Source organism: Adlercreutzia mucosicola DSM 19490, assembly GCF_000422625.1.
In the GTDB taxonomy this organism is placed as follows: Bacteria; Actinomycetota; Coriobacteriia; order Coriobacteriales; family Eggerthellaceae; genus Adlercreutzia; species Adlercreutzia mucosicola.
Map to the genome: position 1 here is coordinate 13772 of NZ_AUGK01000017.1, position 12193 is coordinate 25964.

Genomic DNA, 12193 nt, shown 5'->3' on the forward strand with positions numbered 1-12193 from the left:
TCTAATCGAGGCGCACAACCTCGCGGGCGACCCTACTTCTCCAAGGCGTCGATGGCCTCTACGAGCGAGCGCATGATGTTGCGGCGCGACAGGGTGCCGACGAGCTTGCCATCCCGCACCACGGGCACCTTCTTGATGCGCTTGGCGGCGAACAGGGCGCACACCTCGTCGATGGGCGTGTCGGCCCCCACGGCAACGACGCGGCGGGTGGCCACGGCCATGACGTTCAAGGCCAAAAGCTCGCGCAGGCGCGTAGCGGCATCCTCGTCGTCCACGTAGCGGTAGCCGTTCAGCAGGGTGGAGTCCAAAAGCGAGATCTCGGTCTTGCCCAAGTAACTGGCCACGTCGCCGTCGGACACAAAGCCCACAAGCGCCCCCTCCCCGTCCACCACGGGCAGGCCGCTCGTCTGGTTCTCGTCCATAAGACGAATGACCTCCTCCATGGTAGCGGAATCCAGCGCGCAGACCGGCTGGCGGTTCATCACATCGGAAGCCACGTAGATGCGCTCTGGATCGATGGCCTCGTCGCGCGAGGCATCCACGGTCACGCCGTCGAAGCCGGCCGCGTAGTCCACGGGCTCGGGGCCGCCCTGGGCCGACGTCACCACCGCTGTGGCGCCCTTGCGGCCGTCGCGCACGAAGAACAGGATGACGAGAGCCGCCACGCACATCAGGACGAAGGTGGTCATGAAGGCCATGTGATCGCCCAAGTAGGCCTGCTCAAGCGGCGCGGCCTCGGGCGCCACCGCCGGCGCCAAGGCCGAGATGGATACGAGTACAGCCGTACCGAGGGAAGCCGCCACCTGGTTCAATGTGTTCGATACGCCCTGGGCGTGCTGGATGACGCTGTTGGGCAGCGAATTCACGCCCCAGGTGTTCAGCGGCGTCATGGTGAACTGCAGGCCCACCACGAGCACCGTGTAGGTAAGCGTCAGGGTAATGAACCCGCTGTCGATACCCAGGCGCGCCAGACCCGAGGCGCCCAACACCGCCACGATCACGCCGGGAATGACCACGCGGCGCACACCGAAGCGGTCGAACAGGCGACCCGACACGAGGCCCATGAAGGCGCCGATGAGCGCTCCGGGCAGCATGGCCACGCCCGACATGGTGGCCGAGAATCCCAGCACGCCCTGGATGTAGAGCGGCGTGATGACACCCGTGCCCATGAGCGCCGCCTGCACGATAACGATGATAATGACCGAGGTGGCGTACTTGCGCGTGCGCAAAATGCCCACCTGCAGCATGGGCTCGGGCAGCCTCAGCTGACGGCGCACGTACAGCAGGCACAGCGCCAAACCCGCCACCATGAGCGCCACGGTGACAATCATGTTATCGGAGGAAGCAAAGGTGGAAAGCCCGTAGAGCAGGCACACGAGGCCAGCCGTAGATAGCACTACCGACAGCCTGTCGAAGGGAGCGCGAGCGAAATCGCCGTAGTTCTTCAGCACTGCCACGGCCAGCACGATAACCACGACCGACAGCGCGGTCACAATGGCGAACAGGGCGCGCCAACCCACCGAGTCCACCAGCAGGCCGGCCACCGAGGGGCCCACAGCCGGAGCGAAGCCGATGATGAGGCCGATGACGCCCATGGCCGTGCCGCGCTTCTCGCGGGGGAACACAAGCAGGATCACCGTGAACACCATGGGCATCGACATGCCCGTGCACGCAGCCTGCAACACGCGGCCGAGCAGAAGCACCCAGAAGTTCGGCGCGATAGCGGCGGCCAGACTGCCAGCCGTGAACAGCGCGAACGCCGAGATGAACAGCTGGCGCGTGCTGAACCGCCCGATCAAGTAGGCCGACAGCGGAATGACGACTGCCTCCACGAGCGAGTAGCCGCTCGTCAGCCACTGCACCGTGGTGGCGTCCACCTGCAAGTCGGCCATAATGGCCGGCAGTGCCGGCGACAGCAGCGTCTGGTTCAGCACCGCCAGCAGCACGCCTACCAGCAGCACACCCACCATGACCATTTCTTTTCTTCCAACGCCCAATGCCATACGCGTCTACCTCTTTCTCAGAACTCTCGCGGTCAGAAAAGCGAATGTTCCGATGCTACAGGTTTTGATTGGCAAATGTAATAGCTGCAATCGGCCAGCGGCCGAATTCCCCACCGTTCTACTCCGCCGCCCTGCGGGGAAGGAAGGAGAGGCGGCCCACCGCGGCGGCGGGCGGGCTGAAGCTCGCCCCTACGGGACTTGCCCGACCCGCGGCCTGTTCGCAAACGCGCCCCTCTGTGGGGGCGGCCTTCAGGCGGCCCACCGCCCTACGCATCCAGCTGGTGCAGCATGTCCAGCAATTCCTGGCGCTTGTGGATATCAAGCTTCGTGTAAATATGCTTGGCGTGGGTGCGCACGGTGTTCTCGCTGATGACGAGGCGCTCGGCGATGGCGGCCATGGAATTACCGCGAGCGATCAGCTCCATCACCTCGGTCTCGCGCAGGGAAAGGCCGTGGGATTGCTGCAGAAGCAGGCACTGCTTCGAGATGCGGTCGCGAATGGCCCCGGCGTCTTCCGAGGCCGACGGGCGGTTGCGGCGGCGCTTGGGCGGTGCCGGCACCGTCGCCGTATCCCCCGCCCCGCGCACCTGGGGCGCCAGCGCCGTGAACTCGATGGGGTTGGCCGTCACCGTGCCCCGCGCCGCCACGGCCCTAAACAGCGTGCCCGTGGCCACCAGCAGGGTGAGCCCCAGCACGTAGCTGGATACCATGGAGATGAGGAACAGCCACTGCGACCCGGCCGGCGCCACCAACCCGCTCGACCACCCCAGCAGAAAGCCCCCGCTCTGCATGATGTAGGCCACGCCGCCGAAGAAGCCGTAGATGAACACCGGGTTGATGCCGCGGTCGCGGGAGATCTGAGCGCACTGCATCATCATGAGCATCTGCACCAGCGAGAACACCATATAGGTAAAGGCAGCGAACAGGTTCAGGTACACCGGCCCCTGAAACGGCAGCAGCAGAAACCCCGTGATCATCACCGGATAGACCACGCGAAACACCGAGGTCAGCCCGAAGCGGAAGCTGATGCGGTACCACAGCACCAGCAGCACCGCCGCCGACAGAAGAGCCCCGATCATGGAGGCCCCGTTCACCACGGCGCTGATCTCCTCGTGCAGCAGCGCGACCCCGCGGATGACCCCGCCGGCGAAGGCGAGCGAGCCCACGCACAGGGCGCTGCGCCAGTAGTCGGCCACCGCCTGGCGGTACACCCGGGGATGCTGGCGCGGCACGTCCTCGAACATGGGCTGGTCGAAGCGCATCTCGCGCACCGACAGTGCCACGCACAGGCCGCACAGGGGCACGAACACCAGCGGCACCAGAAACGCCGTCAGCGCGATGGGCACCAGGTACAGCGCGAAGTAGATGAAGGGCGCGATGGCGGTGCCCACAATAAGGCGGAAGTTGCCCGCCCGCGGCGGCAACGAGGCGAAGTAGCGCTGCCACAGCATGAACATGCCCGCGCACCCGATGCCCAAAAGCACCCCGCCGGCCGCCACCAGCACCAGAGCCGCCGGTGCCACGTACATGGCGGCGATAAGGCAGGCCGATCCCAAAAACAGCAGAATGGCCGACAGCGACACCATCATGCGGCGCGCCCCATGGGGAAAGTAGTACGACCCCCACATGCTGGCGACGAACGCGCCGCCCAGCGCCACGGCCTGAGCCAGAAAGAAAGTCAGCGTCACTTCGATGGTCTGGAACTCCAGGGGCAAAAACGGGAAGATGCCGCCCCACACCGAGGTGGCATTCACCGTGAGAAAGCACGCGTACCCCCAGCTGGATGCGTGCCCTATGCCCTCCCTGTGCGCCATGGGCCCCATCTTCCTCTCGTCGCGACCGCGGCCCATGGTAGCATAGGGGCGAGCCCGTACAGACCGCAGCGGGGGAATGCGATCTGCGCCAATCGAATGCGACCTGGGGTTTCTTCCTTAAATCACACGACGAGTGTGATTTGCCACCCTGCCCTTTCGGGTACTTTTGAAAGCGGCGAGAGGAACGAAACCCGAGAAGAGGAGGGACCTATGACCGAATCCAAAGCCACCGTGTCGCGCCGCACGTTCGTGACCGGATCGCTGGCGGGCCTGGCCGTCGCATCCGCCACCGGAGCCCTGTACGGCTGCACGCCGGCCGCCGACGACGACTTGGCCGCCACCGGCGAGGGCGCCGAGACCGCCCCCGACACCGTCGCCTGGAGCCAGTGCGTCGTAAACTGCGGCGGCGCCTGCGCCCTGCAGTGGCACATCCGCGACGGCAAGATCGCATACGCCGAGACCGACAACGTGGGCGACCCCAATGGCCTGCAGGCCCGCGCTTGCCTGCGCGGCCGCTCGCTGCGCCGCTGGATCAACAGCCCCGACCGCCTACAGCACCCCATGAAGCGCGTGGGCAAGCGCGGCGAGGGCAAATTCGAACAGATCAGCTGGGACGAGGCCTATCAGATCATTGCCGACAAGCTGAAGAGCGTTATCGACACCTACGGCAACGAGGCTGTCTACATGAACTACGGCAGCGGCGTGAGCAGCAGCACCTCGCGCCTGTTCCCCCGCCTGGCGAACCTTATGGGCGGTTACCTGAAGAGCTACAACGACTACTCCACCAATATGATGTGCGCTGGAATGCCCTTCCTGTACGGCGACGCCTGCTCCCCCTACGACAACGTATCCGCGTCGTCCATCTCCGAGGCACAGAACGCCGACCTCATCATCATGTTCGGCAACAGCCCTGCGGAAACCCGCATGGGTGGCGCCAACATCGCCTGGGACTTCGCTCAGGTGCGCGAAAAGGGCGGCAAGATCTACCACGTGGACTACCGCATGAACGAGACTGCGTCGGGACATCCGGACGAGTGGCTGCCCATCCGCACGGGAACCGACGCGGCCCTCGTGTCCGCCATCGCCCATGAGCTCATCGTGAACAATCAGGTGAACAAGGAGTTCCTCGACACCTATTGCGTCGGCTTCGACGAGGCTACCATGCCCGAATCTGCCCGGGGACAGCATAAGTCATACCAGGACTACATCATGGGCACCGGCTACGACATGGTGGAGAAAACCCCAGAGTGGGCCGCTCCCATCACTCAGATTCCCGCCGCCCGCATCCGCGAACTGGCCAGCGAGATCGCCAACGCCAAGGCGCTGTTCGTGGCCCAGGGCTGGGGCCCGCAACGCCACAGCAACGGCGAGAACACCTCGCGCGCCATCTGCATGCTGCCCATTCTGACGGGCATGATCGGCAAGCCGGGCACCAACACCGGCATGCGCGAAGCTGAGGCCGGCGGTCTGGTGGGTTCCATCCCCGCAGGCAAGAATCCCGTCGAAGTCGCCATCAACTGCTATCAGTGGCTGAATGCCGTGGACCACGGCGCAACCATGACCGCCGCCCGGGATGGCGTGCGCGGCGCGAACGCCCTGTCCAGCGGCATTAAGTTCATATGGAACTACGGTGGCAACTGCATCACCAACCAGCACTCCGACATCAACCTCGTCCATGACATCCTGCAGGACGAAAGCAAGCTGGAGTTCCTCGTGGTTGTCGACACGGTGATGACGGACTCTGCCAAGTACGCCGACATTCTGCTGCCCGACGCCATGCGCGCCGAGCAGTTCCATATGGCGAACAACGGCTACGCCGAATACTACCTGGGCGTACTCGTGGGCGAAAAGGCCCAAGACGCCCCAGGTGAGGCGCTGCCGGAGTACGAGTTCATGACGGGCATCGCCGACAAGCTGGGCCTGAAGGACGCCTTCACCGAGGGCAAAACCCAAGAGCAGTGGATCGAGGAGCTGTACCGCCAATCCGCCGATGCCATCGAGGGAATGCCCACCTGGGAGGAAATCCTCGAGCAGCATCACTTCAAGATGGAGGCGCCCGCGGCTATCGGCTTCGCCGACTTCGTGGCCGACCCGACGGCCAACCCGCTGGAAACCCCCTCGGGCAAAATCGAGATCTACTCCGAGCGCCTGGATCAGATGATCGCCGAGCTGGAGCTGGCCGAGGGCGACAACATCTTTCCTATCCCCGTGTTCGATCCTGGCTTCAACGGCTACGGTAGCGTGAACGAGGAGTTCCCCCTGTACTGCTCAGGCTTCCATCACAAGAGCCGCACCCATTCGTCTTACGGCGGCGTGGAGGAGTTGAAGCAGGTAGCCCGCCAGCAAATGTGGATCAACCCGCTGGACGCCGAAGCCCGCTCCATCGAGAACGGCGACAAGTGCCGCGTGAAGAGCGCCGTGGGCGAGCTGGAGATCGAAGCCCTGGTCACCCCGCGCATCATCCCTGGCACCATCGGCATCCCCCAGGGCTCCTGGCACGAGGCCGACATGGACGGCGACCGCGTAGACAAGGGAGCTTGCATCAACACCATCACTCCGTATCACCCCTCGCCGCTTGCCAAGGGGAACGGCGTCCATTCCCTCATCGTGCAAGTAACCAAGGCGTAAAGGAGGAAGCGACATGACTCAGTACGGATTCTATTTCGATAGCACGCGCTGCACCGGCTGCCGCACCTGCGAGATGGCGTGCAAGGACTACAACGACCTGCCGGCCACCTACGCCTTCCGCCGTGTGTACGACTACGAGGGCGGCGACTGGACCGACAACGGCGACGGCACGTTCACCCCGGCGACCTTCGCCTACCATGTGTCGGCGGCCTGCAACCATTGCGCTGCTCCGGCCTGTGTGGCGAACTGCCCCCAGGGCGCCCTGGATAAGGACCCCGACACCGGGCTGGTGCTGCACGACGACGAGAAGTGCATCGGCTGCGCCACCTGCGTGAACAGCTGCCCCTACGAGGTGCCCGTGGTGGACACCGAGCTGATGAAAAGCCGCAAGTGCGACGGCTGCTCCGCGCGCCTGGCTGAGGACAAGCAGCCTATCTGCGTGGAGGCCTGCCCCCTGCGGGCGCTGGAGTTCGGCGACATCGACGAGCTGCGTGCGGCCCATCCCGAGGCCGTCGACGGCATCGCGCCTCTGGCGGCGCCCGACGCCACCACACCCTCGGTGGCCATCCTGGCCTGCCCGGCGGCGAAGGAGCCCGGCGACACCACCGGCACCATCGCCAACCCCAAGGAAGTGGCCAACGCCTAAGCCCCCCTCCCAAGCGGGGTCCGCACCCGCGGGCCCCGCTTCCCCCGTTTTTAAGACCCCTCAAGAAGGGAAGCGCCTTCCATGCCCCGCGGATTCTTCTTCGACAACACGCGCTGTACCGGGTGCCGTACCTGTGCCCTGGCATGCAAGGACTTCCACGATCACGGTCCCGAACAGGCCTTCCGCCGCGTGATCGACTACGAGGGCGGGTCGTGGAAGGTGGCTGACGACGGCACGGTGGCCACCGATGCCTACGGCTATCACATCTCGCTTTCCTGCAACCACTGCACGAGCGCGGCCTGCACCAAGGTGTGCCCTACCGGGGCCATGCACCGCGATACCATGGGACTCGTGTGGCCCGATATGAACCGGTGCATCGGCTGCGGCTACTGCACCATGGCCTGCCCGTACCACGCCCCCGCCATCGACCAGGAGCTGAAGCGGTCGAGCAAGTGCGACGGCTGTCACCAGCGCGTGGCCGCGGGACAGACCCCCATCTGCGTGGAGGCCTGTCCCCTGCGGGCGCTGGACTTCGGCACCACCGGCGAGCTGGCCGAGCGTCATCCCCATGATTTCGACCGCTGCACGCGATCGATCATGCCGCTGCCGCCGAAAGAGGCCACGACCCCGAACTTGTTCGTGCTGGCCTCCCCGGCCGCACGGCGGGCCGAAGCGGGCGACGGCCGCATCGCCAATCGCGAGGAGCTGGGGCTATGAGCGGCTTCGACTCCTTTTCCCTGGCCCTGTTCACAACCCTGGCCCCCGCAGGTGTGGTGGCCTTCATCGTCTTAGCGCTCGTGCGCCTGACCTGCCGCAACCACGACGAGGCAGTGCGCGTCGACCGCATAATCGCGCTGCCCTTCGCCGTCACCCTCATCGGATTCATCGCCTCGGCCACACACCTGGGCACGCCGGCCAACGCCCTGCACGTGTTCTCGGGTGTGGGCACATCCCCCCTGTCGAACGAGGTGCTGGCAGCAGTGATCTTCCTGTTCCTCGTGGGCGCCTACTGGATGAGTGCCTTCAAGGTGAATTTTCCCGACTGTCTGGCGCGGCCCTGGCTTACCGTAGCCTGCGCGGCCGGTTTGGCGCTGATCGCCTGTACGTCGCTGGCCTACTCGGCGCGCACGGTGCCCACTTGGGACACCCCCTACACGCCCGCGAATCTCATCCTGGCCGCATGCCTGGCGGGCCCGGTGCTGGCCCTGCCGTTCCTGGCCCTGGCGAGGGTGCGTCGCCGCAGCATCGAGCGAGCGCTCGTGGTGGGCGCGGCGACGGCCCTGGTGCTGGGCACCGCATCGCTGGCGATGCAGAACGACGATTTGGCCACCATCGCGAACAACGAGGTTTCCGCGCTGTCGCTCGCGCCCCACTACGGGCTGATCATCGTGGCCTACGCAGTGCTGGGGGCGCTGGCCGTGGCGGCCGCTGGAGCCTCGCTCGGCCGCGCGCTCGCACCCCGCGGCGTGCTGGCCCTGCGCATCATCGCCACCATTTTGGCCTTAAGCGGCGTTTTTCTTGTGCGCACCGTGTTCTACGCCCTGCACATGACCGTGGGGTTTTAGGCGGCCGACGGATGGCCGAAGCCCGCCCCCTATGGAGGGCGACGGCACGGGCCGGTGGCGGGTCGGCAATACCCGTGGGGACGGCCTTGAGGCCGCCCGCCACCCCGCAGGCGCCCCCCGTTTACGCCGTGGTCTTCACGGCGCCTTTGTCGCAGCGGTTGCCCCAGCTGTCGATGATGTCCTTGTCGCGGTAGACGCAGATGATCTCGCAGTGGTTGGCGCACTTGTTGCACTCCACCTCGCGGGTCTTGAAGTCGAAGTCGAGCATGGCCTCGAAGTCGAAGGTGCCGCTCGCGAACGGGCCCGACTCGGCATCGTCGATGGGGCCCGCATCGGCCGCCAGAAGCGCCGCGCCGAAGGCGCCCATGAGGTGCCCGTCCGGGTCCACCGCCACGGGCATGCCCAGCTGCTCCTCGAAGGCGTGCACCACGCCGGCGTTCTTGGACACGCCGCCCTGGAACACCACGGGCGCAGCGATCTTCTTGCCCTTGCCCACGTTATTCAAGTAGTTGCTGGCCACGGCGTTGCAGAGCCCCGCGATAATGTCCTCGCGGGCGTAGCCCACCTGGATCTTGTGCACCAGGTCGCTCTCGGCGAACACGGTGCAGCGGGCGGCGATGTTCGCCGGCTTCTTCGAGGTGAGGGCCACGTCCCCGAACTCCTCCACCTCCACGCCCAGGCGATGGGCCTGGGAAGACAGAAACGAGCCCGTGCCCGCGGCGCACAGGGTGTTCATGGCGTAGTCCACGGCGATGCCGTCCGATACGCAGATGATCTTGGAGTCCTGGCCGCCGATCTCAAGGATGGTGCGCACGTCCGGATGCAGATAGGTGGTGCCCACGGCGTGGGCCGTGATCTCGTTCTTGATGACCGAGGCGCCCAGCATGGCACCCACGAGCCGCCGTGCGCTGCCCGTAGTGCCCGCGCCCACGATCTGGAAGTCGTCGCCAGCCTCGGCCAGCTGGGCCTCAAGCTCGCGCACGACGTTCTTCGACGCCTCGGTGGGATTGCCCTCGGTCCACAGATACGACCGCGCGATAATGGTGCGGTTCTCGTCGATGACGACGCCCTTGGTGGAAATGGACCCGATGTCGATCCCTAAGTAAGCCTTGGTCATTTTCTCTTCTCCTTCTTCATGGCGAGCATGTCGTAGAACGCCTCGAGGCGCGTGTCCAGGCCGGTATCGGAGGTCTGGGAGTCGTAGGTGAGGTACAAAATGGGCACGGCGAAGTCCTCGCTCACCTTCTGCAGCACCGGGATGCAGTCGATCTCGGGGGTGCAGCCCGCCGACTTCGCATGGATGATCCCGTCGAAGCCGCCCTCGGCGTACTTCTTCGCCGCGAGCACCGTCAAGGTGGAGGTGGGGCCCATGTCGTAGGTGAGATAGTCCTTCGCGCCCACGCGCAGGTTCGGCTCGTTGTAGCGCAGATAGCGGTTGGTGAAGTTCAGCATGCGGTGCACTTCCACACCCATGGCCACAAGCTTGTGGTCCAGCCCCAGGTTGCTGCGCTCATCGATGGCGGTGAACATCTCCCCCACAATGCCGATGCGGATGGGATCGGCGGGCTTGTCCAGCGGAATGGCGCGCATCTCGCCCATGGTGTCGCGATAGGCCTGGGCGATGTCGCGCTCGTCGGTGCAGGCGCGCATGGCGTCCATGGCGCGCGCCCAGGCGGCGTCGAAGGCCCCGCGCTCGCGTTCGAAGCCGGCATTGGCCAGGTAGAAGTCGCGCAGACTGTCCAGATGGGCAATCATGCGGGCCAGAGCCTTCATCTGCACCACACCGTGGGGAATGTCCACATCCGGGTTCACGGTCTTCAGCACTTCCTTGGCCCAGCCGATATAGCCCTTCTCGATGCCCCGGGCGAAGTTCAGCATGATGAAGTCGTAGCCCATGTCCCGCAAAATGGAGTCCTGCAGCTCGCCGTAATAGCCGAGCCGGCACGGGCCGCCGAACTGGATGAGGATATCAGCCCCCAAATCGAGCGCCTCGGCGAAGTCGCCCAAAATGTGCTTGAAGGGGGTGCACACGTAGTCGCTGGAATTCTGCACGCCCACCTCGCTGGCGGTGCGGGTGGCCTCGGGCAGGGGCAGGTAGTCCACATCGAGCACCTGCTCGCAGAAGAACTTGAACGCCGGATCATAGTAGCAGTAGCGGAAGAAGGCCGCCTTGGTGTACTTGTGGTGCTTGGCCTTGTGGCGGGCGCGCTTGGCCGCCTTGCGGTCGGCGTGCAGGCTCGGCGGGCGCAGCCGCTCCCGCTCGACGGACACCTTCGAGCGCACCTGCTCGATCATGGTCTGGGGCTTAGCCACGGACGTAGCCTCCCTTCTGCTGGAAACGCAGGATATCGACGAAGCTCTCCACGCGCGTCTCCACGCCGGCCGTGCCCGACTGCGCGTCGATCATCAGGTTCAGGATGGGAGTGCCCTGGATGCAGCGCATGATGGCGTCGTCGGTCATGGAGTCGGGGCCGCAGGGGAACGCGCTGATGAGCACGATGCCGTCGATGTGATCCTCCAGCATGAGAATGGCCCCGATGAGCTCGCGGTTGATAAGCCACGGCATGGTGTCGGAGAACTCGAAGCTTTTCTTGTAGGCCTTGTCGTGGTCCACGGCATCGGCGTAGACCACCGTGGCGCCCATGTCGGAAAGCGCGTCCACCACCGCACCCGACAGGTAGGGATCGTGGGTGATGTAGGGATGGGCCACCACGAGGATGCCCAGAGGGGCCGCGTCGGCCGAAGCCGCGCCCGCGCCCCCGGCGGCCCCGCGCGCAGCCGCACGGCGCTCGTCCAGGGAGCGCATGAGGCGCACCTGCGCATCGGAGAGGGCCTTGTCGTGGGCCTCCTGGGCATCCCAGGCCGCCTTGAATGCCCGGCGCCCGTCGCGGGGCGATACCCCCATGCGCGCGGCCATCTCCTCGAAGGGACGGCGCACGTCCTTCATCTTGCGGGCGTCGCGCACCTCGCAGGAGACAACGCGCAGGTGCTGATCGCGAAAGGTGCTCTTCACCATATCGGTCGCCGACTGGAACTTCGTGCAGAAGCCGGCGCGATGGTCGCCCGTGGGATAGCTCGGCACGAACACGGCGTCGCAGCGGCCGACAAGGCTCGCCACATGCCCGATGAACACCTTCGACGCCAGGCAGCACTCGTCCACCGACAGGCGCTCGCCCTCATCGGCGATGGCCTTGTCGGTGGCATCGCTCACTACGACGGTGCGGCCGATGCCCTCGAAGAACGTCGTCCACAGCACGCCGAACCGGTAGAACAGAAGCGCCCGCGGAATGCCCACCACGCGGACGTCGGCCCAATCTGTCGCTTGGGGCACAGAAACCTCCTAGCAGTCGAAACGCCGCAGGAATGCGGCGCAGATTCAGTCGATCAATTATCTTAGCACAGGGCCGCCCCGCGCCCGCGGCCCTCGCACCATTCCAACGGAAGCGGCACTTCCGCGCTCAAGAGCGGCGAAAAGCGACCGAAATGACGTTTGGGCGAGGGATCGGCCGCCTTCAAGGACCCGAAAGCGGCGGTTTT

General features: G+C 65.5%; 9 protein-coding genes. 4 read left to right on the top strand and 5 right to left on the bottom strand.

What is annotated here, in order from left to right; translation table 11 throughout:
- Positions 1-32 precede the first annotated feature (32 nt).
- Together G503_RS0109980 and G503_RS0109985 are read right to left on the bottom strand one after the other, a co-directional pair.
- On the bottom strand, positions 33-2003 hold the full coding sequence (locus tag G503_RS0109980) for a DHA2 family efflux MFS transporter permease subunit (protein WP_035022796.1): 1971 nt from the start codon (positions 2001-2003) through the stop codon (positions 33-35).
- A 266-nt stretch (positions 2004-2269) separates the two neighbouring features.
- A complete protein-coding gene (locus G503_RS0109985; RefSeq protein ID WP_084636517.1) occupies positions 2270-3817 on the bottom strand; it encodes a helix-turn-helix transcriptional regulator in 1548 nt (515 codons plus the stop codon).
- A gap of 210 nt (positions 3818-4027) precedes the next feature.
- On the opposite strand from G503_RS0109985, the gene G503_RS0109990 reads away from it, so the two are divergent.
- The 4 genes from G503_RS0109990 to G503_RS0110005 all read left to right on the top strand — a co-directional run bounded on the left by G503_RS0109990 (position 4028) and on the right by G503_RS0110005 (position 8656).
- Positions 4028-6445: a DMSO/selenate family reductase complex A subunit gene (locus G503_RS0109990; protein ID WP_028027458.1), complete on the top strand. Its 2418-nt coding sequence runs from the start codon at positions 4028-4030 to the stop codon at positions 6443-6445.
- Positions 6446-6458: 13 nt separating this feature from the next.
- Entirely contained in the window at positions 6459-7091 is a 633-nt protein-coding gene (locus G503_RS0109995) for a DMSO/selenate family reductase complex B subunit (RefSeq protein WP_028027459.1), read from the top strand.
- An 81-nt stretch (positions 7092-7172) separates the two neighbouring features.
- Positions 7173-7808, top strand: coding sequence for a 4Fe-4S dicluster domain-containing protein (locus tag G503_RS0110000; protein WP_028027460.1), 636 nt, complete (start codon positions 7173-7175; stop codon positions 7806-7808).
- The gene (locus tag G503_RS0110005; protein WP_028027461.1) at positions 7805-8656 is read left to right on the top strand and encodes a dimethyl sulfoxide reductase anchor subunit family protein; all 852 of its coding nucleotides are present in this window, start codon (positions 7805-7807) and stop codon (positions 8654-8656) included. Before G503_RS0110000 ends, G503_RS0110005 begins: the two co-directional genes overlap by 4 nt.
- A 121-nt stretch (positions 8657-8777) precedes the next feature.
- Here G503_RS0110005 and G503_RS0110010 read toward each other — a convergent pair whose 3' ends face one another.
- Genes G503_RS0110010 through G503_RS0110020 form a run of 3 tightly spaced genes read right to left on the bottom strand, consistent with a single transcriptional unit; the run spans position 8778 to position 11987 of the window.
- Complete coding sequence (locus tag G503_RS0110010) at positions 8778-9773, bottom strand: acyl-CoA dehydratase activase (RefSeq protein WP_028027462.1); 996 nt, start codon at positions 9771-9773, stop codon at positions 8778-8780.
- Entirely contained in the window at positions 9770-10969 is a 1200-nt protein-coding gene (locus tag G503_RS14760) for a hypothetical protein (RefSeq protein WP_235715544.1), read from the bottom strand. The genes G503_RS0110010 and G503_RS14760 overlap by 4 nt, the downstream gene beginning before the upstream one ends.
- Positions 10962-11987, bottom strand: coding sequence for an acyl-CoA dehydratase activase-related protein (locus G503_RS0110020; protein ID WP_028027463.1), 1026 nt, complete (start codon positions 11985-11987; stop codon positions 10962-10964). Before G503_RS0110020 ends, G503_RS14760 begins: the two co-directional genes overlap by 8 nt.
- Positions 11988-12193 lie beyond the last annotated feature (206 nt).

Excerpts from the sequence above, each read along its gene's own strand:
- G503_RS0109990 (WP_028027458.1), top strand. The coding sequence starts at position 4,028 with ATGACCGAATCCAAAGCCACCGTGTCGCGCCGCACGTTCGTGACCGGA.
- G503_RS0109995 (WP_028027459.1), top strand. The coding sequence starts at position 6,459 with ATGACTCAGTACGGATTCTATTTCGATAGCACGCGCTGCACCGGCTGC.
- G503_RS0109980 (WP_035022796.1), bottom strand. The coding sequence starts at position 2,003 with ATGGCATTGGGCGTTGGAAGAAAAGAAATGGTCATGGTGGGTGTGCTG.
- G503_RS0110000 (WP_028027460.1), top strand. The coding sequence starts at position 7,173 with ATGCCCCGCGGATTCTTCTTCGACAACACGCGCTGTACCGGGTGCCGT.
- G503_RS0109985 (WP_084636517.1), bottom strand. The coding sequence starts at position 3,817 with ATGGCGCACAGGGAGGGCATAGGGCACGCATCCAGCTGGGGGTACGCG.
- G503_RS0110010 (WP_028027462.1), bottom strand. The coding sequence starts at position 9,773 with ATGACCAAGGCTTACTTAGGGATCGACATCGGGTCCATTTCCACCAAG.
- G503_RS0110005 (WP_028027461.1), top strand. The coding sequence starts at position 7,805 with ATGAGCGGCTTCGACTCCTTTTCCCTGGCCCTGTTCACAACCCTGGCC.